Raw genomic sequence first — 17,840 nt, 5'->3', positions numbered from 1 at the left:
GCCGCGTCATGCGGCCCTTGCAAAAAAAATAGCACATCGAAGGGCAGGGGGCTACTTTTTTGTCTCCCCCGGCAGAACAAGTCGTCTCAAGGCCGCAGTTCCGCTTCGAGGGCCTCGTCGAGTTGTCCGCTGGTGAAGAGGTCGCGCAGCACCAGGGGGCTCTCCGGGCGTTCCTTGGGGAAGATGGCCAGGATGGGGATGGATTTGGAACCCATGCTTTCCAGCAGGGCCATGAGCTCGGGATCGTGGCGGGTCAGGTCCACGCGCAGCAGCGTGGCCTTGAAATCCCTGGCGATGCGGGCGCTGTTCTCGGGTTTGAGCACTGTCTTTTCCAGAAATTTGCAGTTGGGGCACCAGTCCGCGGTGAAGTCGAGAATCAGGTTTTCCTGGCCGAGCAGGCTCTGAAATCTGGGCATTTCAAAATTCTGCCAGGGGTCCTGGTGGACGGTGGGGCGGAAGAGGAGAAAGGCAACCGCCGTCACGAGGGCCACGCAGGAGGAACGGATGGACCATCTGCGCAACATTGACTGGTTCAGGTCCGTGAGCTTGCCCCAGACCCACGCCGCCATGGCGATTGCCCACAGGAGGATGAGCACGTCCAGGTATGCGGAGGTCGGCAGCAGCCCGAAGAGGTAGACGCAGGTCCCGGCCAGAAGGAAGCCGAGCAGGCGTTCCAGGTGCGCGGTCCAGGCCCCGGGCCTGGGCAGGAAACGGTACAGGCCGGGCATGAGGGCCATGGCCAGGTAGGGCGATGCCATGCCGAGGCCGATGCAGCTCAGGACCAGGGCGATGATTTTCGGCGGCTGGATGAGGGCCCAGGCCAGGACCCCGCCCAGGAACGGCCCGCTGCAGGGCGTGGCCAGGACGGTGGCCAGGATGCCGGTGGTGAATGATTCGAGCCTGGGGTGGTGTTTGACCCCGGCGGATTTGCCCTTGAGGTCGATGAGGGGCAGGTCGTAGACGCCGAAAAGGCTCAGAGAAAGGGCGAAAACGACGGCCGTCAGGGTGATGATGGCCGAGGGCTGCTGGAATATCTGCCCCCAGGCGATGCCCGTGGCGGCGATGATGCCGGCCAGGATCAGGAAGTAGAGCATCATGCCCAGGGCGAAGAAGAGGTTGTGGGCGCGGAAGGCCTGCCGCTGCTGCATGGGCATGCCGGACGCCGCCGGGATGAAGGAGCGCAGCTTCAGGGTGATGACGGGCAGCACGCACGGCATGAAATTGAGGATCAGGCCGGCCAGGAAGGCCAGGCCCGCTGCCTTGGACAGGGTGTGGACCTCGAGCCCCGGGGCGAAATAGCGCGGGCTGAAGGACACGGCAGGCTTCGGCGTCTCGGCGTCAGCAGACGTTTCGGCGGCCGTCTCGGGCAGCGACTCGGCGGCTCCGGGCGTGGACAGCAGGTACAGGGGCCACCACTGCTGGTCTTCGGCCCGGGGCAGTCCGGCCGGGTCCGTGACCGCGAGTTCCAGGTCATCGCGCAGGGGTTGGCAGGTGGTGGCCGAGCAGAGCAGGGCGTTCAGGCGGGCCGTCAATTTGACCGGAGCCTTGGCCATGGGCAGGAAAAAGGGGGTCGGCCCGTTGTAGAGCTCGACGGTCAGGCTCGGGTCGATGGGGTCGGGGCCTGGTTCGGCCGGCGGGTAGAGGGCGTTCAGGTCGGCGCCGTCGGCTTGGCCGATCACGGTCGTGGGGAATCCCGACGGCCCCTGGACGTTGCCGTAGGCATGCCAGTCGGGGGCGGGGGTGAGCGTCACCACGCCGAGCACCGGGGTTGCGGGGTCGTCGGTCCGGAAGGCCTGCAGGGAGACTTCGTAGGGTCCGGCGGCGCCCGCGGGGGCGGCGATGTTCAGGACTGCCAGACAGATCAGGATGAAAGCGGCGCGTAGTGTCATGTTTGGGCACGGGTGGCTGAACGTTGTGGCCGAGTTTTCCTTTTAGGTGCTTCGGGAGGTGGTGGCAAGCGAGGAAAGGCGATTCTGGAGGCGTATCGGCGGGGGAGGCTTCCCCGTGTCCACGGGAGACGGCTCACCGGTCCACCGAAAAAGCCCCTCCGGCGTGACGCAGGAGGGGCGAAAATCCGTCGCGGCTACATGGCCATCAGCCTGGCCACGCGGTCCTCGGTGGACGGGTGGGTCGAGAAGAGGCTGGCCAGCCTGGACGCGGTCAGGGGGTTGACGATGAACATGTGGGATGTGGCCGGGGTGGCCTCCTGCATGGGCACCATGGTCGCGGCCTGCTGCAGCTTCGTCAGGGCGCTGGCCAGGGCTCTGGGCTTGCCGCTGAGCCTCGCCCCGCCCTCGTCGGCCATGAACTCGCGCGAGCGGGACACGGCCATCTGGATGAGCATGGCCGCGATGGGCGCGATGATGGCCATGGCCAGGGCGCCGAAGATGCCGCCCCCGCCCTCCTCGTCGTCGCTGCGGCCCATGCCGAAGATGGCCGCCCACTGCAGCATGTTGCCGAGCATGGAGATGGCGCCGGCGATGGTCGCGGCGATGGTCGAAATCAGGGTGTCGCGGTTCATGACGTGGGTCAGTTCGTGGGCCATGACGCCTTCGAGTTCGTCGCGCGAGAGGATGCGCATGATGCCCGTGGTCGCGGCCACTGCGGCGTTCTGCGGGTTGCGGCCCGTGGCGAAGGCGTTGGGGGTGTCCGAGGGGATGACGTAGACCTTGGGCATGGGCAAGTCCGCCTTGCGCGCCAGGTTCTCGACGATGCCGTAGAAGTCCGGGCTTTCGGCGCGGGTCACCTCGCGGGCGTTGTACATGCGCAGCACGATCTTGTCCGAGTTCCAGTAGGCGAAGAAGTTCATGCCGCCGGCGATGAGAAAGGCGATGATCATGCCGGACTTGCCGCCGATGGCGCCGCCCATGGCGACCAGCAGGACGGTGAGCATGGTCAGCAGCAGCGTGGTCTTTATCTGGTTCATGGAATTCCTCCGGTTGAGCCGCGGATAATGAAAAAGACCTTTATCCGCGGCGATGCTGGGATAAAGGTCTTGCTGATCTCGACGTTTGTCGGGTTCCCGCGTCCGGGCCTGTGCGCCGTACTGACGAATCGCGGGTCGGTGCGGGACATCCCGGGACCGATAGCTACTCCCCTTTGCGCGAAGAAAATAAGGTCCGCTCTCGGGGGTGTCAAGAGGACGGCTTGTCGCCCTTCTTCTTCTTTTTGGCCCGCTTGTCCTTCTTCGAAGCCTCCCCGTTCCCGTCGCCGTTCACCTCCAGGTCGGGCTCGCACTCGCAGGCGTCGTGCCCCTTGCGCTCCTCCTCCTCGCGGATGACCCGGCGCAGGACCTTGCCGACGATGCTCTTGGGCAGGTCGTCGCGGAACTCGACCTGCTTAGGCACCTTGTAGTTGGCCAGTTTTTCGCGGCAGAAGGCCAGGACGTCGGTCTTGGTCAGGCTGTGTCCCTCGCGTAGGACGATGTAGGCTTTGATGATCTCGCCGCGTGTGGGGTGCGTGATGCCGACGCTGACGGCCTCCTTGATGGCCGGGTGCTCGTGCAGGACCTCGTCGATCTCGCGCGGGTAGACGTTGTAGCCGCCGGTGATGATCAGGTCCTTCTTGCGATCGACGATGAAGAAATAGCCGTCCTCGTCCATGTAGGCGATGTCGCCGGTGTAGAGCCAGCCGTTGCGGAGCACCGAGGCCGTCTCGTCGGGCCGCTTCCAGTAGCCCTGCATGACCTGGGGCCCGCGGATGACCAGCTCGCCGATCTTGCCCACGGGCAGGGGCAGCGAGCCGACTTCCATGTCGACGATGGCCGCGTCCGTGTCCGGGAAGGGCAGGCCGATGGAGCCGTTCTTGCTGTTGCCGCGCAGGGGGTTCAGGTGCGTAATGGGCGAGGCCTCGGTCAGTCCGAAGCCTTCGACGATGTTGGCGCCGTTGGTCAGGCTGTTGAACTTCTCCATGATGGGCACGGGCATGGGCGCCGAGCCGGAGATGCAGTAGCGCACCGAGGCCAGGTCGTACTTCTCCAGGTTCTTCTGCTGCAGCAGGGCGATGAAGATGGACGGCGCGCAGGGGAAGATGGTCGGCCGTTTCTTGTGGATGGTCTTCAGGACGTCCAGGGGCACGAACTTGGCCATGGGCACGAGGGTCGCGCCGATGAGGGTGCCGAAATTGACGCACACGGTCAGCCCGTAGATGTGGAAAAAGGGCAGCAGTCCAAGGATCGTCTCGCCCGTCTCCTTGATGGTGTGCAGCACGGCCTTGGCCTGCTGGGCGTTGTAGATCAGGTTGGCGTGGGTCAGCATGACGCCCTTGGACACGCCGGTGGTGCCGCCGGTGTACTGCAGGGCAGCCAGGTCCTTCACGGGGTCGACGGGGTGCGGGTCCTGGACGGCCGTGCGTTTCAGGAGCCCCTTCCAGGGCAGGACGGTGTGGCCGTCATAGGGGATCGGTTCGAGCTTGTACTCGCGCCTGGATTTCATCGTATACAGGAAATTCAGGGGGAAGCCCAGGCAGTCGGCGATGGAGGTGACGAAGATGCGCTTCATGTGCAGCTTGTCGCGCAGGCCGCTTATGCGCTTCCAGAGCAGGTTCAGGGTGATGAGGGTCCTGGCTTCGGAGTCGTTGAAGTGGTGGACCAGCTCCTTCTCCATGTACAGGGGGTTGGTCATGACGACCACGGCCCCGAGCTTGAGGCAGGCCCAGTAGGTGATGACCGTCTGGGGGCAGTTGGGCAGCATGATGGCCACCCGCTCGCCGGGCTGGATGCCGGCCTTCTTCAGGTTGGCGCTGCACAGGTCCACCAGGCGCTTGAGCTTTTTGAACGTGACGGTCCAGTTGTTGAAGACGATGGCCGGCCGTTCGGGATAGTTGGCGGCGGCGCGCTCCAGGACCTCATAGAGGGGGATGATTTCGTAGTCCAGGTTCGGACTGACTTCCTGATCGTAATGCTTGAGCCAGATTCTGTTGATGCCCTCTGCGATCATGGACCCTCCGTGGAAAGTGATGTGAGAAAAAACTTCTACAGTCCCGCGCCCTTCCGCGCAAGTCTCCGCGGCGGCCGCGGCTTCAGGGGCGGTCCAGGACCATGAGCACCTCCATATGCCAGGTGCCGGGGAACATGTCGAAGAGGCGCAGGGACGACAGGCGCCAGCCGGCGTCCAAGAGGGGCCTCGCGTCGCGGATGGTGTTGACCACGTCGCAGGACACCCAGACCAGCCGCTTCAGGCTCCCGATGCCCGCGAGGGTCTGGCCCACGCCCTTGGCGCCCGTGCGCGGCGGGTCGAGGATGGCGGCCCGGGGGGCGAAGTCGCGCACGGTCTTCCATGGGGCCGGCTTGGAGAGGTTGGCGGCGCGGAAACGGACCGAGGCCAGGCCCAGCCTTGCGGCGTTGCGCGTTCCTGTGTCCACGGCTTCGGCCGAGCCTTCCACAGCCAGGACTTTCCGCCCGCGGCTGGCAAGGGGCAGGGCGAAATTGCCGGCGCCGGAGAAGAGGTCGGCGACGCGGTCGAAGCCTTCGAGAGCGTCCACGGCGGCGCGCACCAGCAGCCGGTTCAGCTCCCAGTTGGCCTGGAAGAAGGTGGAGGGCGGCAGTTCCAGGGTCAGCCCGAAGTCCGGGAAGGAGAATGGCAACAGGATCGTGTCGCGCTCCGTGGCGGCCTGGCCCGTGTCGGGGCTGGCCGCGATGGTGAAGCGGCCGTCGGGCAGGCCCGCGGCCAGGGCGGGCATGGACGCGGCCAGGGGTGCGGCCAGAAGATGGCAGTCCGTCAGGGGCACGAGGTCGTTGCTGGCGTGGGCCATGGCGTGGGGCCGGCCGCCGCGGACGTGGATCTGGCCGCGCCAGCGGTAGCGCCAGCCGTGTGGGCTCGGGACCACGCCGATCTCCGGCAGCTCCGCGCCGTGGCTGCGTCCCAGGGCGCGGGACAGGGCGTCGCGCAGGATGTCGGTCTTGAGGGCGAGACCCGTTTCCGGGCTGACCATGCCGAAGCGCGAGCCGCCGCACAGGGCGGCGTGGGGGCAGGGGTGGACGCCGCGCAGGAGAGACGGCTCCGTGACGCGCACGGCCTCGGCCTGCAGAAAATCCTTGGAGGCCTTGATCACCCGCGCATCGACGATCTCACCGGGCAGCACGCCCGGTTCGAGCATGACCACCTGCCCCGACTCCAGGCGCGCCAGGCCGCGGCCGCGCCACAGCAGCTTCTCGACCCGCAGGGCCGTGAGATCGTGGCCGTTTGCGGGCGCCATCAGCCCTGCCCGAGCCAGCTGACGAGGATGCGCTGGATGAGTTTGACCGCTGCCGTTTCCGAAACCTGAGAACCGTGAACGGGCGAGAGCTCGACCATGTCCATGCCGACCAGGCGCGGGCCCATGCCGTCGAGCCAGAGTTCCTTCCAGAAGCGGCTCATCCAGGCGTAGGCGATGCCGCCGGGCTCGGGCGTGCCCGTGCCGGGGATGACGCTCGGGTCCATGCCGTCCACGTCGAAGGACAGGTAGATGGGCCGATCGCCGACGAATGCGCGCACGCGTTCGGCCGCCTCGCAGGGGGAGGGCAGGTCCCAGGCGAACATGGTCATGAATTCCGACTTGGGCTGGGCGCGCATGAAGTCGCGCTGCTCGCGGCACAGGGAGCGGATGCCGATCTGGACCAGGGGGATGGACAGCTGCCGGGCGCGGGCCATGATGCAGGCGTGGGAGTAGGGCGTGTCGCCGTAGCTCTCGCGCAGGTCGGCGTGGGCATCGACGTGCAGGATGACCAGGTCCGGGTGGGCGGCCTTGTAGAATTCGAACAGGGGCAGGGGGATCGAGTGCTCCCCGCCGAGGGTCAGGATGAAGTCGCGGGCGGCGTCGAAATCCTCCAGCCGGCGGCGCATGACCCCATGCAGGGCCTCGGGGCCGCCCTTGGGCGGGTCCACGGGGGCCAGGGGGGTGAAGTGGGCCAGGTCCGTCAGGTCCAGGTCCAGCTCGGCGTCGTAGGACTCGATCTGCACGCTGGCCCGAAACAGGGCCTCGGGCCCCAGGCGCGTGCCCGTGCCGTAGCTGACCGTGCCCTCGTAGGGGACGGGCAGCACGAAAATGTTCCGGCCCTGAGCGGGGCCGAGATCGAAAAATTCATCGTACATGGGGATCTCCGTCGAAAGACGGGCGGACCGAGGCCCGCCCGAAGTGATTTACAGCGGTGTGCGCGAGCGCAGCAGGATGTTGTCGATGCCCTTGGCCTTGAGCTGCTCCTTGAGGCCCACGGCCGATTCGACCGTGCCCTGATGGTGCACGTAGACGCGGAACCACGTCTTGCCCTCGTGCTCGGCCTGCACCACGGTGGTCTTGAACCCCGAGAGGTCGCGCTTCTTCAGGAAGGTCTGGGCCTGCTCCATGCTGGCCAGGGCCGCGACCTGGTAGTTGAAGACAAAGACCTCGCCCTTGGTGTTTTCCGTCGCCGCCTGCGGCGCAGCCTGGCCGGCCACCTGGGCCGCCGACTGCAGGGCCGCGTCGATGGCCGACTGCGGCTTGGCGGCCGCAGCCGCCGTCGCGACCGTCGTCGCGTTCTGGGGCTTGGGCGCAGGCGCGGCTGCCGCCTTGGGCGGCGCGGGCGGGGCCGGCGGCACGGAGCTCGGACCCTGCTTCAGCTTTTCGAAGAACTCCAGTTCCTCACCCTTGAGCACTTCCTCGTTCTTTTCCGTGAGCAGCGGGAAGTCTTCGGGGAGCACCTGGCGGGCCATGTCCATGGCCATCTTCTCGGGCTGGTGCCCGCGGCCGACGATGACCCCCAGGATGAAGGACCAGGCCATGCCGATGACGACCAGCACGGCCAGGGACATGAAGCCCGTCAGGCCGAGCTGGAAGGTGAACCCCTTGGAGTCCTTTCCCTTTTTCGCTGTGCTCGATTTGCGTGTGATCATGGGACTCCGGATTGGCTACATGCGTTCCGGGGCATGCACCCCCAACAGGTCGAGGCCGCTCGCGATCACCCCGGCCACGGCGCGGAAGAGGAGGATGCGGGCCCGCAGCAGGTCCTGATCCTCGCCGGAGAGGATGTGGTGCACGGTATAGTACCGGTGCAGCAGCCCGGCAAGCTCCATCAGGTAATGGCTGACGTGGTGGGGCGAGAGGGTGCGGGCGGCCAGCTCCATGGTGTCCTCGAAGGCGTCCAGGGCCTTGAACAGGGCCTTGTCCTCGGGCGTGGTCAGGAGGGCCATGAGCTCGCGCGACGGCTCGGGCAGCTCCACGCCCTGCTCGGCGGCCTTGCGCAGCAGGGAGCTGATGCGGGCGTGGGCGTACTGCACGTAGTAGACCGGGTTGTCCATGGATTGCTGCTTGACCATGTCCAGGTCGAAGTCCAGGTGCGAGTCGCTCTTGCGCGACAGGAAGATGAAGCGCGCCGCGTCAACGCCCACCTCGGCGCAGACGTCGGCAAGGGTCTCGAACTTGCCGGCGCGGGTGGACATGGCGATCTGCTCGCCGCCCTGGATCAGGTTGACGAGCTGGATGAGGATGACCTGCAGGGCCTCGCGGTCCTTGCCCATGGCCTCGATGGCCGCCTTCATGCGCGGCACGTAGCCGTGGTGGTCGGCGCCCCAGACGTCGACCATGAGGTCGAAGCCGCGGCCGATCTTGTTGTCGTGGTAAGCGATGTCCGAGGCGAAATAGGTCAACAGGCCGTCGGACTTGCGCAGCACGCGGTCCTTGTCGTCGCCAAACTCCGTGGTGCGGAACCACAGGGCGCCGTCCTGTTCGTAGGCCCGGCCCTCGGCCAGCAGGCGGTTCAGGGTCGCCTCGACCTGTCCGCCGTCGACCAGGCTCTTCTCCGAAAACCAGTGCTGATGCTCGACGCGGAAGTCGACGAGGTCCTTCTTGATGCCGTCGAGGATATCCTTCATGCCGCGCTCGTAGCACAGGTCCAGGGCCTCCTCCTCGGGCAGGTCCAGCAGGGCCCGGTCCTTCTCGGCCAGCAGGGCATTGGAGATGTCCTTGATGTATTCGCCGCGGTAGCAGTCTTCGGGGAACGGAATCTCGATGCCGCAGGCCTGCTGGTAGCGGACCCACACGGCCAGGCCCAGAAGGCGCATCTGGCGGCCGGCGTCGTTCAGGTAGTACTCGGTCTCGACCTCGTGACCCGTGAAGCGCAGGATGCGCGTCAGGCTGTCGCCCACGGCGGCGCCGCGGCCGTGCCCGATGTGCAGGGGGCCCGTGGGGTTGGCCGAAACGTACTCGACCTGCACGCGGCGGCCCTTGCCCACGTCCACGCGGCCGAACTCTCCGTCCTTCTCCAGGGCGGTCAGGGCCACGTCCTGCCAGAAGGCGGGCTTGAAGGTGAAGTTGATGAAGCCGGGGCCGGCGATGTCGATGCCCTCGATCTCGGGGCAGGCGGCCAGCAGTTCGGCCTTGATGCCTTCGGCCAGGGCGCGTGGGTTCTGGCCCTTCTCCTTGGGCATGACCATGGCGATGTTGGTGGCCATGTCGCCGTGCTGTTCGCTCTTTGGGGCCTCGATGGTCGTCTTGGCGGGCAGCTCAAAGCCCTTGGAGGCCATGAGGGCCGTCAGTTTTTCGAAAATGTAGTTCTTGGCTTTCATGCCAGGGTCTCCAGGGCGGCTGCCGACTGTTCAAGGTTGCTCACGGCCAGGGTCTTGACCCCGTCCCGGTCCTTCAGGATCTGCGAAATCATGCGCGAGAGGGCGCCCTTGGGGCCCAGTTCGACAAAGGTACGCATGCCGTCGGCGTATTGGTTCTCGATGGCCTGGGTCCAGAGCACGGACGAGGTCATCTGCTTTTTCATGACCTCCTTCAGGGCCGCGCCGGAGGGCTCGGGCCTGGCCGTGACGTTCAGGTAGACGGGAATCTTCGGGTCCCGCCAGTCCAGCTTGTCCATGTATCTGGACAGTTCGGCGCCGGGCTCGCTCATGTAGGGCGAGTGGAAGGCGTTGCTGACCGGCAGGGTCATGGCGCGGCCCTTGAGGGGCTTGGTCCCGGCGCAGACGTGGTCCACGGCCTGGGCGTGCCCGCTGACCACGAACTGGCCCGGTGTGTTGTAGTTGGCGATGCGGATCTCCTGGCCCGTGGCCGTGGCGGCTGCCGCCACCAGGGACTCCACCTGGCCCTGTTCCAGCTTGAGGATGGCGGTCATGGCGCCGTCCTGGTTGGCGGCCTCGTCCATGAGCCTGCCGCGCAGGCAGACCAGTTCGAGGAGCTGGTCCTCGGGCAGGACCTGGGCGGCGCAGAGGGCGGAGAATTCGCCCAGGCTGTGCCCGGCGGCTGCCGCGGGATTGAGCTTTGCGGCCAGGAACCGCCAGAGGTTGAGGTTGACAACGGTCAGAGCGGGTTGCAGATTCCGCGTCGCCGCCATGGCGCTTTCGTCGCCGTCCCAGTATATTTCGCGCAGGGGAAGGCCGCTTTGGCGTTCCGCCTTTTTCCACAGTTCCATGGCCTCGGCGGAGTGCTCGGCCAGATCCCGGCCCATGCCGGGTTCCTGGGAGCCCTGGCCGGGAAAAACGATGCTTACCATACTCATTGTTCCTCCAGTCAAAAAACTGTGCTGCTTGTATCCGCAGCACCCCCGCAGGTAAAGGGGGAAATCCCCGCCCGGCCGAGCCGCGGCCGCGGGGGAGCAAAGAGCCGAAACGGCCAGGACAGATCATGAACGAAACTCTCGACGCGGCCCGGGTGGCCGCCTCCGCCGCACGGCTCGGCCGCGCTCTGACGGACGACCAGGCGGGCCTCTTGGCCGTGTACCTCGGCCTGCTGGTCAAATGGAACAGCCGCATGAATCTCGTCGGCCCGGCGACCTGGCAGGAAATCTTGGAAACGCTGATCCAGGACTCCTGGCACCTGGCCGACCTGCTGCGGACCATCGAGCCCCAGCCGGCCGAAACCCTGGACCTCGGCGCCGGGGCGGGCCTGCCGGGCATCCCGCTGCGCGTCTTCTGGACGGCAGGGGACTACTGGCTGGTGGAGCCGAGGCAGAAGCGCGCCCTGTTCATGGAGCAGGCCGCGGCGCACATGCGCCTGTCGCGCACCCGCGTCCTCTGCGCCCGCATGGAGGCCCTGCCGCAGGCCCGCCGCCAGGCCGGGCTCATCGTCAGTCGCGCCTTCATGCCGTGGAAAAAGCTGTTGGCCGAGGTCAGCGCCTACCTCGCCCCCGGCGGCCGGGTGCTGGTCATGAGCAACGAGGCCACGGGCGAAACCGTCGAGGGCTTCGCCCTGGACGTTGAGAAGGATTATTCCGTGGCGGGAAAGACGCGCTGGTTCCGGCTATTTCGTCTTGTCGGGGAAGACTTCCGATAGGTGCGGCATGAGGAGTTTCGTGGCCACCTTGTCGACCTCCTCGGCCAGGTCCATGAAGCGTTCGAGGTATTCGAGGATCTCGATCTTGCGCTCTTCGCCGGAGTAGCCGTAATCCTCCTCCAGTCGGCCGGAGGTCAGGTATTCTTCGAATTCGTTCAGGAATTTTTCGCTCAGCATGTCATCCTCGGATCAGACGTGTAGTGACCGGCCCTGTCTGCCACAACACCCCGCCGCGGTCAAAGCCCGACGGCCCGGACTTCCCCAAGAATCCGATTGACTTTGCCAAGCCCCTTCACTAATTGAGTCACCTCACGCCGGAGTGGTGGAATGGTAGACGCAGTGGACTCAAAATCCACCGAGGGCAACCTCTTGCGAGTTCGAGTCTCGCCTCCGGTACCAAAGAATAATCCAGAGTGCTCCGATAACATCCGGAGCCTCAATAAAAACAAGAAGATAGGGAAGGGCTGATAGTCCTTTCCTGTCTTTTTTGTTGTTTTTCGTCCATAGACATCCACTTTTTTTCCGTATAATCCCTTGGGTAACTTCAAGCTGACGGCTGATTTTGCACGGAGGTTATACGCGATGCCTTTGACCGACACTGCAATCAGGAACGCTAAGCCCCGAGAAAAAGCCTACCGAATCAACGATTTCGGCGGGCTCTCCCTGGAAGTGCGCACGACCGGCAAGAAGTGCTGGAGATTCCGTGGCACGTATAACGGGAAGGAAATTCTTCTCTCCCTCGGCGTATATCCGGCCGTCACCCTTGCCGCCGCACGCGACAGGTGCAAGGAGTGCCAGGAGCAGCTTGCCCACGGCGTCAATCCGAGCGCTAAGCGCAAGGAAGAGAAGGCCGCCCGTACGGCAGTCCTGACCTTTGAGGCCCTGGCCCTGGAATGGCACGCACGGACCAAGGCCAAGTGGAGCGAGGGCCACGCAACCCGGATTCTCTACCGACTGCGCCGAGAGATATTCCCCTTCATCGGATCCCTGCCCGCCAACGACATCCCGCCCAAGAAAATTCTCGAAGTCCTGCGCATCATGGAGAACCGGGGCGCAACGGACCTTGCCCACCGGATGCACCAGGCTGTCGGCCAAGTCCTGCGCTACGGCGTGGCCACAGGCCGAGTTGACCGGGACAGTTCCGCCGACCTCCGGGGCGCCCTCACGCCCGTATCGCACAGACACAACCCATGCCCTAAGGACCACCGGGGAATCGCCGCCCTCATGAGGGCGATATACGATTATCAGGGATCGCACGTTGTTCGGTGCGCCCTGCGCCTTACCCCTCTGGTCTTCGTCAGGCCCGGGGAACTCCGCCATGCCAAGTGGGCCGACATCGACACTACGACCGCAGAGTGGCGCTACTTCGTCACCAAGACCAAGACGCAGCACATTGTGCCCCTGTCACGGCAGGCGGTCGAGGTGCTGGAAGAACTGCGGCCGTTGACCGGAAGCGGAGCCTATGTCTTCCCCGGCCGGCGCAGCGACTCCCGGCCCATGTCCGAAAACACGATCAATGCCGCTCTGCGCACCATGGGCTTTTCCCGCGACGAAATCACGGCCCACGGCTTCAGGGGCATGGCCTCCACGGCCCTGAATGAAATGGGCTGGCACCACGACGCCATTGAGCGCCAGCTTGCGCACAAGGAGAGCAATTCCGTTAGGGCGGCTTACAACCACGCAGACTATCTGGGGGAGCGCAGGCGCATGATGCAGGCCTGGGCGGATTATCTGGACCAGCTCCGTGAAGGCGCGAAAATCATTCCCCTGCAACACACAGCGGGAGAAAAATAAATTTCCGACCTTGGCCATAGTAGCCAGGGCTTGGAATGCTATCTGGGAAGCCGGTCGCTATCGGAAGCCCGAAGAGAAGACAGCGCGACAGTTGACCCATGAGCGCAGGGCGCAAGTCATAGACATCACGCCGCGCTTTCAGAACTATCTGAGCAGATGACTCTTTTTCCAGGGCCTAGGCGGGGCCTCGTGAACCCCGCCGAAAAGCGCACCACGCCCCCGCTTGCGCCTGCCCTGGCTCCTTCAGCAGGGGTAAGGAGGCTGAGATGAAGATTCCTTCGTTCATGGTGGCGGACCATGAGCCCGTCGTGTTGAACTTCGAGGCCCTGGAATCCGCTTGCAAGCTCAGCTTCAACAAGGATCAACGCGACCGCTTGACTTCGGCGGCAGAGGCCTACCGGGCATGGAGCAAGGCCGCGAGTTCACGGGACGGCGGCGGGCTCTTGTGCTCCGACAAGGCCCTGAAGCTGCATCTCAAAAAAATTGCGACGAAGGCCGGGGAACTGGCCGAACTGCTCAACGTCGATCCCGGCACGCACCCCCGCGAGGCCGACGCGGTTGACCAGCTTTGGGAGGCCATCGGGCTTGAGAAGCCCACCGTTGAGCCGAGGCAGAAAGGCTTGTGCCTGCCCAGCCCGCCGAATCCAGAGACGCAGTTCTTCCGACCCCGCAATCTGGCCGTATTTCTCGAAACCTATTCCCGAGGGGCTAAGGCGTTTGTGGAGCGGATGCCCAATGGCAAGCCTGGACCCATGCAGGACTTGGACCTGGTTCACTACGTCAAGGTGCTTCGGGCCATATTCCAGGAGGCCGGCGGCGGTGACGGAAAACTCTGCTACTGGAGTGAGGCTCAGGGCTGTCAAGGGGGAGCATTCTTTCGCCTGGCCTGCGAATGGCGCTCTCAGTCTCTCGGTATTTTGTGGGAAGATTGCGTGAACCCCGTAGTTCATGCCATCGACAAGGAGCAGGAATCAATGCAGCAGGAGGGCCGCAAGGAGTAACCGCCTCGCCTCGTCACGCCTGAAAGGGGATAATTCGGAAAAAAAATATCTGAATTATCCCTTTTTTCATTCCTCGAAGCCGATGCCAAATAGTTGTCCACCTAGTGCAATCCCGCCCTAGGTGGATTTTTTTGCGGGGTAAAAAATGGAAGCTCAGCCCAAAACTACTCTTCTGCGTGTCCGCCAAGTTCTAGAACGCATTCCAATTTCCCGTTCCGCCTGGTGGCTGGGTGTATCCCAGGGCCGCTATCCGCGCCCGATCAAACTCGGCCCGAGGACAACTGCATGGCGGGAGCAGGATATCGACGACCTCATCGTCCGACTGGAGATCGAAGCCGGGGTGAAGGGGGCGGAATGAGCAGAGGGCGCAGGCTATGAACCAAGATTTCCGAATCAGAGTTGGCTTCTTCCGCCACCACAAGACGCGGAAACTGGAACGACGCCTCGGACTCGAAGGCGTGGTGGCCCTGCTTCGGTTATGGGAGTACGCGGCCGAATTTCGCGCCAAGGGCGACCTTGCAGGTATGACGGCTGAGGACATCGAACTTGCGGCCGGGTGGAACGAGGAAGCGCCCTTCGTGACAGTTCTTGTGGAAGTCAGATTCCTTGATGAGGGACCGGACGGCTATGCCCTGCACGACTGGCAATCACACAATCCGTGGGTTGCCGAGTCCGAGGACCGAAGCGCCGCAGCCAGGCTATCACGACTTCACCGCGAGAACCCCGAGGCCGCCGCCAAGCTCAAGGCCGAAGGTCGCACCGGCCTAACCCCCGACGAGTACCATTCCTTCAAGCGTAGTACGGCCGTAGAACGTTCGTTAACGAACCGCAGTACTCCTTCTCCTGCTCCAGATCCTGCTCCTGTTCCTGCTCCAGATCCTGCTCAAGGGAAGCATCAGACATCTTCGGCTTCCGCCTCGAAAAAATGTCCTTCCGCCTATTCGCCGGAGTTTGAGGAATTTTGGAAGATCTATCCTGCGAGGAACGGCGTGAAGGCCCGGAAGGCAGACGCCTGGAAGACGTTCTGGAAGGTCACTTCAAGCGGCACGGTCGCGCCTGATGCCCTCATTGCAGCAATTAAGGCCTTGGCCCCAACTTACGGCGACTATCCAAGAGACGCAGCAACTTGGCTTAATCATCAAGGTTGGACGGACGAGATGGGGCCAACGCGCATCAAGCGGACAGCGCCCAATAAGGCCGAACTGCTCCAGCAACGAAACATCGCGGCCATGAACGAGTGGCTTTCGTCGGGAGGTCACCAATGAGCGAGCGAGACAAAAGCCGGTTTGCGGCGGCGCTCATGGCCGCAGCCGCAGTTTTCGAGCGAACCGTCACTCCACAGGTCACGGAAATATATTTCCGCGTCCTGGAACGGTTTTCCATCGAAGAGGTTGAGCGGGGTATTTCCACCGCCTGCGCGACCCTCAAGTTTTTTCCGAAGCCGGTTGAACTCGTCGATTGCATCATTGGAGGCCAGGTGGCCCTGGAGGACCGGGCGCACTTGGAGGCAACGAGGGTTTTGACCGCCATCAAAGAGGTAGGGACGTATGAGTCTGTTCATTTCGACGATCCCGTGACGCAAGCGGTCATCGCCCAGCATTTCGGGGGGTGGCATCGGTTCGCAGAGATGCGCGAAGACGGAGAAAAGTGGTTCATTAAGGACTTTGCAAAAGCCTACGCCAGCTTCGCCCGAGCCGGGATTAAACAAAATTCGGCGCTCCCTGGCCGTGCAGAAATTGAAAACAACTTCCGGGGCTACGAGCATCGAGGCCGACCCGCCATCATTGGAAATCCTGAAACTGTTGGCCGAATGCTCGAAGTTGCGAAATCAGAACCCAAGCGTCTACCTGCCATAACGCGAGTCGAACCGGGCCTGCGGAGCATCGGCGAAATTCTTGGGCGGAAGTCCGAAGGAGGATTCTGATGAAATCTCTCCAAGGCACAATCGCCAACATTACCGGAATTGAAGCGCGAGAAATCCGCCCCTTTGAGGCCGGGGACCATGACCTGTGGGCCTGGTGCCAGGGCCCGGACAGCGCTGACGAAATCGCTGTTCTGACGTGGGCCGCGATTGAACGTTTACGGGCGATATTGCGCGCCGAGGGGTGGCCGCTGGGCAACGCAGCGCGAACGCACGTTGTCATGGCCGAACCACCGTTCAGCCAGAAAAGGTTGCAGCGCCTCAGAACCGCGGTTCAGGAGCTTCACGTCTGCTGGGACGTGCTTGAGCCGTACGAGGGCGGTTTTTTGGTTGTGACGCCGGAACAGGCCCGGGATGTGCTGACCAGGATCGAATTTTGTCACGACGAGGACGGCTTCGAGGTTTGCGGCGGGGACGGGTTGCAGTGCCCGCAAGGCTGGCCAGTGGGAGTCGTGATGAATTTGACGCCGCTCTACACGCTGGCTCTTCAAGGCATTGAGGGGCTTCAATGACCGTGCCGACACTGCCCGAGCGCGTCCAGGCGCTCGAAGACGAGGTGCAGGGACTGGACTCTCAGCTTGACGCCCGGACGCGGCAATTGTGGGCCGAAATCGTGAAGCTGCAGGCCGAGGTCAAGGAATTGCGAGCGCAAAGCAAGGAGGAAGTTCGGGGATGAAGCGCAAACCTGAAAATTCAGGCCGGGATCAGGCCGGGAGATTCGTCAAAGGACGCTCCGGGAATGCGAGGGGTAAGCCACGAGGGACGCAGAACAAGGCGACACGCGCCGTTCAAGAACTGCTTGACGGCGAGGCCGAAGGATTGACCCGTAAAGCCGTGTCCCTGGCCCTGGAGGGTGACACAACCGCCCTGCGCCTCTGCCTGGAACGCCTCTGTCCGCCGGCCCGGGAGAAGGCCATTTCCGCAGGCCTGGTCCTGCCCCCCAAGCTGACGGTGGAGAACTTGCCCGAGGCCCTGGAGATGATCGTCAAGGCCGTGGCCACGGGCGCCCTGCTCCCCGGTGAAGGGCAGGCCCTCACGTCCATGCTGAACGGACTCGGCAAGGCCCTGGAACTTTCGGAACTGGAAAAACGTGTCGCGGCTCTCGAAAGCCGCAAGGAGGGGTGAGGGATGAAATTGGAGGCAAGGATTGAAAAGCTCGAACAGGCCATGGCTGGCGAGGGCGAGCAGCACGAGGACCGCGCAGGCTTCCGGGATCATGTGATGTACGCGGTCATGGAGGGCGGCCGGGTATTGAGCGTGCCCGATCTCGAATTCCACCAGGATGAACGGGCCTTCCATGGGGAATTTTCCCAAGGAACGAAGTTTCTCAGGCTGGGGGCTGGCGGCACTCATGAGGTTGGGGACGGCGCGTCCAGGCCGGTGCGCTTCAAGCCGCTCGCACCGATGGAGGTGGTACTGTGAAAGATCTGGAGCGCAGGGTTGGACGGCTGGAATCCGAGAATGCCGCGACCGAGGACTTTGGGCTGTATGTCGTTGACGAGGACATACCGGATGGCCGGATGTGTTACCAGGGACGGCCGGTGATCATTCGGCCTGCCTCGTACGTGTTGATCATCCACAAGCAGGCGCGGCCACGCAGCGGGGCGTGAAACAACCAGAAGGAGGCAACATGTTCAAGCGCAATTCTGGAAGTCGGAACCCGTCCGATCCTGAGAATGACCGCCCGGTCCAGTGCATCTGACCGTGCCAGGAGATCCGCGTCGATGATGCCCTGCGGATGGAGGCGGAGGATGCCGGCGGCGAGTTCCCCGACGTGATTTGGCGGTAGACGACGATGGAACGCTGTATGCGAGATAATCGAGGCGAAGCCTTAAAGTTAAAGCGCTGATTGAGAGATATTTTGAGCAGTAGCCACACGGCGTGGCTCGTCTCAACAA

General features: G+C 63.9%; 20 protein-coding genes and 1 tRNA gene. 12 read left to right on the top strand and 9 right to left on the bottom strand.

The genetic code is table 11. The features are described from left to right. Positions 1 to 86 precede the first annotated feature (86 nt). The 8 genes from ACYQ3G_RS11550 to ACYQ3G_RS11515 all read right to left on the bottom strand — a co-directional run bounded on the left by ACYQ3G_RS11550 (position 87) and on the right by ACYQ3G_RS11515 (position 10,453). A complete protein-coding gene (locus tag ACYQ3G_RS11550) occupies positions 87 to 1,889 on the bottom strand; it encodes a protein-disulfide reductase DsbD family protein (protein ID WP_459825970.1) in 1,803 nt (600 codons plus the stop codon). A gap of 194 nt (positions 1,890 to 2,083) precedes the next feature. Continuing rightward, positions 2,084 to 2,926 (bottom strand): zinc metalloprotease HtpX, encoded by an 843-nt coding sequence (htpX, locus tag ACYQ3G_RS11545; RefSeq protein ID WP_459825969.1) that lies wholly within the window; start codon positions 2,924 to 2,926, stop codon positions 2,084 to 2,086. 208 nt (positions 2,927 to 3,134) lie between these two features. Further along, entirely contained in the window at positions 3,135 to 4,937 is a 1,803-nt protein-coding gene (locus ACYQ3G_RS11540) for a long-chain-fatty-acid--CoA ligase (RefSeq protein WP_459825968.1), read from the bottom strand. A gap of 82 nt (positions 4,938 to 5,019) precedes the next feature. Then, on the bottom strand, positions 5,020 to 6,195 hold the full coding sequence (locus tag ACYQ3G_RS11535; protein ID WP_459825967.1) for a class I SAM-dependent RNA methyltransferase: 1,176 nt from the start codon (positions 6,193 to 6,195) through the stop codon (positions 5,020 to 5,022). Beyond that, positions 6,195 to 7,070 (bottom strand): agmatinase, encoded by an 876-nt coding sequence (gene speB / locus ACYQ3G_RS11530; protein WP_459825966.1) that lies wholly within the window; start codon positions 7,068 to 7,070, stop codon positions 6,195 to 6,197. Before speB ends, ACYQ3G_RS11535 begins: the two co-directional genes overlap by 1 nt. 48 nt (positions 7,071 to 7,118) lie before the next feature. Then, positions 7,119 to 7,847 (bottom strand): SPOR domain-containing protein, encoded by a 729-nt coding sequence (locus tag ACYQ3G_RS11525; RefSeq protein WP_459825965.1) that lies wholly within the window; start codon positions 7,845 to 7,847, stop codon positions 7,119 to 7,121. Positions 7,848 to 7,862: 15 nt separating this feature from the next. Then, positions 7,863 to 9,518, bottom strand: coding sequence for an arginine--tRNA ligase (gene argS, locus ACYQ3G_RS11520; RefSeq protein ID WP_459825964.1), 1,656 nt, complete (start codon positions 9,516 to 9,518; stop codon positions 7,863 to 7,865). Next, a complete protein-coding gene (locus tag ACYQ3G_RS11515; RefSeq protein WP_459825963.1) occupies positions 9,515 to 10,453 on the bottom strand; it encodes an ACP S-malonyltransferase in 939 nt (312 codons plus the stop codon). Before ACYQ3G_RS11515 ends, argS begins: the two co-directional genes overlap by 4 nt. A 125-nt stretch (positions 10,454 to 10,578) precedes the next feature. Between ACYQ3G_RS11515 and rsmG the strand changes: the two genes are divergently transcribed. Further along, positions 10,579 to 11,226 carry a 16S rRNA (guanine(527)-N(7))-methyltransferase RsmG gene (gene rsmG / locus ACYQ3G_RS11510; RefSeq protein ID WP_459825962.1) on the top strand — a complete coding sequence of 216 codons (648 nt, stop codon included), beginning with the start codon at positions 10,579 to 10,581 and terminating at the stop codon, positions 11,224 to 11,226. On the opposite strand, the gene ACYQ3G_RS11505 is transcribed toward rsmG, so the two are convergent. Then, a complete protein-coding gene (locus tag ACYQ3G_RS11505) occupies positions 11,194 to 11,403 on the bottom strand; it encodes a hypothetical protein (protein ID WP_459825961.1) in 210 nt (69 codons plus the stop codon). The genes rsmG and ACYQ3G_RS11505 overlap by 33 nt on opposite strands. Positions 11,404 to 11,539: 136 nt before the next feature. On the opposite strand from ACYQ3G_RS11505, the gene ACYQ3G_RS11500 reads away from it, so the two are divergent. From ACYQ3G_RS11500 to ACYQ3G_RS11450, 11 genes are all read left to right on the top strand, one after another. Beyond that, a tRNA-Leu gene (locus tag ACYQ3G_RS11500) sits at positions 11,540 to 11,625 on the top strand. Positions 11,626 to 11,808: 183 nt separating this feature from the next. Then, the gene (locus tag ACYQ3G_RS11495) at positions 11,809 to 13,020 is read left to right on the top strand and encodes a tyrosine-type recombinase/integrase (protein WP_459825960.1); all 1,212 of its coding nucleotides are present in this window, start codon (positions 11,809 to 11,811) and stop codon (positions 13,018 to 13,020) included. A gap of 266 nt (positions 13,021 to 13,286) precedes the next feature. Then, positions 13,287 to 14,021 carry a hypothetical protein gene (locus tag ACYQ3G_RS11490; RefSeq protein ID WP_459825959.1) on the top strand — a complete coding sequence of 245 codons (735 nt, stop codon included), beginning with the start codon at positions 13,287 to 13,289 and terminating at the stop codon, positions 14,019 to 14,021. Positions 14,022 to 14,166: 145 nt separating this feature from the next. Next, positions 14,167 to 14,379: a helix-turn-helix transcriptional regulator gene (locus ACYQ3G_RS11485; protein ID WP_459825958.1), complete on the top strand. Its 213-nt coding sequence runs from the start codon at positions 14,167 to 14,169 to the stop codon at positions 14,377 to 14,379. 16 nt (positions 14,380 to 14,395) lie between these two features. Continuing rightward, positions 14,396 to 15,286 (top strand): hypothetical protein, encoded by an 891-nt coding sequence (locus ACYQ3G_RS11480; RefSeq protein WP_459825957.1) that lies wholly within the window; start codon positions 14,396 to 14,398, stop codon positions 15,284 to 15,286. Next, complete coding sequence (locus ACYQ3G_RS11475; RefSeq protein WP_459825956.1) at positions 15,283 to 15,945, top strand: DUF6475 domain-containing protein; 663 nt, start codon at positions 15,283 to 15,285, stop codon at positions 15,943 to 15,945. The genes ACYQ3G_RS11480 and ACYQ3G_RS11475 overlap by 4 nt, the downstream gene beginning before the upstream one ends. Continuing rightward, the gene (locus ACYQ3G_RS11470) at positions 15,945 to 16,454 is read left to right on the top strand and encodes a hypothetical protein (protein ID WP_459825954.1); all 510 of its coding nucleotides are present in this window, start codon (positions 15,945 to 15,947) and stop codon (positions 16,452 to 16,454) included. The genes ACYQ3G_RS11475 and ACYQ3G_RS11470 overlap by 1 nt, the downstream gene beginning before the upstream one ends. Beyond that, positions 16,451 to 16,618 (top strand): hypothetical protein, encoded by a 168-nt coding sequence (locus ACYQ3G_RS11465; protein ID WP_459825953.1) that lies wholly within the window; start codon positions 16,451 to 16,453, stop codon positions 16,616 to 16,618. Before ACYQ3G_RS11470 ends, ACYQ3G_RS11465 begins: the two co-directional genes overlap by 4 nt. Next, on the top strand, positions 16,615 to 17,067 hold the full coding sequence (locus ACYQ3G_RS11460; RefSeq protein ID WP_459825952.1) for a DUF5681 domain-containing protein: 453 nt from the start codon (positions 16,615 to 16,617) through the stop codon (positions 17,065 to 17,067). Before ACYQ3G_RS11465 ends, ACYQ3G_RS11460 begins: the two co-directional genes overlap by 4 nt. Positions 17,068 to 17,070: 3 nt before the next feature. Next, on the top strand, positions 17,071 to 17,364 hold the full coding sequence (locus tag ACYQ3G_RS11455) for a hypothetical protein (RefSeq protein ID WP_459825951.1): 294 nt from the start codon (positions 17,071 to 17,073) through the stop codon (positions 17,362 to 17,364). Further along, on the top strand, positions 17,361 to 17,552 hold the full coding sequence (locus tag ACYQ3G_RS11450) for a hypothetical protein (RefSeq protein WP_459825950.1): 192 nt from the start codon (positions 17,361 to 17,363) through the stop codon (positions 17,550 to 17,552). Before ACYQ3G_RS11455 ends, ACYQ3G_RS11450 begins: the two co-directional genes overlap by 4 nt. The last annotated feature ends 288 nt before the right edge of the window (positions 17,553 to 17,840 follow it).

The sequence above is a fragment of the Desulfomicrobium salsuginis genome (assembly GCF_054657795.1).
Note: the sequence above shows the minus strand (reverse complement) of the source record. Positions and strands in the feature narration are given on the sequence as shown.

What these genes read in the sequence shown, in the direction of transcription:
- ACYQ3G_RS11455 (WP_459825951.1), top strand. Translation starts at nt 17,071, where the DNA reads ATGAAATTGGAGGCAAGGATTGAAAAGCTCGAACAGGCCATGGCTGGC.
- ACYQ3G_RS11475 (WP_459825956.1), top strand. Translation starts at nt 15,283, where the DNA reads ATGAGCGAGCGAGACAAAAGCCGGTTTGCGGCGGCGCTCATGGCCGCA.
- ACYQ3G_RS11495 (WP_459825960.1), top strand. Translation starts at nt 11,809, where the DNA reads ATGCCTTTGACCGACACTGCAATCAGGAACGCTAAGCCCCGAGAAAAA.
- ACYQ3G_RS11505 (WP_459825961.1), bottom strand. Translation starts at nt 11,403, where the DNA reads ATGCTGAGCGAAAAATTCCTGAACGAATTCGAAGAATACCTGACCTCC.
- ACYQ3G_RS11465 (WP_459825953.1), top strand. Translation starts at nt 16,451, where the DNA reads ATGACCGTGCCGACACTGCCCGAGCGCGTCCAGGCGCTCGAAGACGAG.
- ACYQ3G_RS11480 (WP_459825957.1), top strand. Translation starts at nt 14,396, where the DNA reads ATGAACCAAGATTTCCGAATCAGAGTTGGCTTCTTCCGCCACCACAAG.
- ACYQ3G_RS11460 (WP_459825952.1), top strand. Translation starts at nt 16,615, where the DNA reads ATGAAGCGCAAACCTGAAAATTCAGGCCGGGATCAGGCCGGGAGATTC.
- ACYQ3G_RS11490 (WP_459825959.1), top strand. Translation starts at nt 13,287, where the DNA reads ATGAAGATTCCTTCGTTCATGGTGGCGGACCATGAGCCCGTCGTGTTG.
- ACYQ3G_RS11550 (WP_459825970.1), bottom strand. Translation starts at nt 1,889, where the DNA reads ATGACACTACGCGCCGCTTTCATCCTGATCTGTCTGGCAGTCCTGAAC.
- speB (WP_459825966.1), bottom strand. Translation starts at nt 7,070, where the DNA reads ATGTACGATGAATTTTTCGATCTCGGCCCCGCTCAGGGCCGGAACATT.
- rsmG (WP_459825962.1), top strand. Translation starts at nt 10,579, where the DNA reads ATGAACGAAACTCTCGACGCGGCCCGGGTGGCCGCCTCCGCCGCACGG.
- argS (WP_459825964.1), bottom strand. Translation starts at nt 9,518, where the DNA reads ATGAAAGCCAAGAACTACATTTTCGAAAAACTGACGGCCCTCATGGCC.
- ACYQ3G_RS11525 (WP_459825965.1), bottom strand. Translation starts at nt 7,847, where the DNA reads ATGATCACACGCAAATCGAGCACAGCGAAAAAGGGAAAGGACTCCAAG.
- ACYQ3G_RS11470 (WP_459825954.1), top strand. Translation starts at nt 15,945, where the DNA reads ATGAAATCTCTCCAAGGCACAATCGCCAACATTACCGGAATTGAAGCG.
- ACYQ3G_RS11485 (WP_459825958.1), top strand. Translation starts at nt 14,167, where the DNA reads ATGGAAGCTCAGCCCAAAACTACTCTTCTGCGTGTCCGCCAAGTTCTA.
- htpX (WP_459825969.1), bottom strand. Translation starts at nt 2,926, where the DNA reads ATGAACCAGATAAAGACCACGCTGCTGCTGACCATGCTCACCGTCCTG.
- ACYQ3G_RS11540 (WP_459825968.1), bottom strand. Translation starts at nt 4,937, where the DNA reads ATGATCGCAGAGGGCATCAACAGAATCTGGCTCAAGCATTACGATCAG.
- ACYQ3G_RS11515 (WP_459825963.1), bottom strand. Translation starts at nt 10,453, where the DNA reads ATGAGTATGGTAAGCATCGTTTTTCCCGGCCAGGGCTCCCAGGAACCC.
- ACYQ3G_RS11535 (WP_459825967.1), bottom strand. Translation starts at nt 6,195, where the DNA reads ATGGCGCCCGCAAACGGCCACGATCTCACGGCCCTGCGGGTCGAGAAG.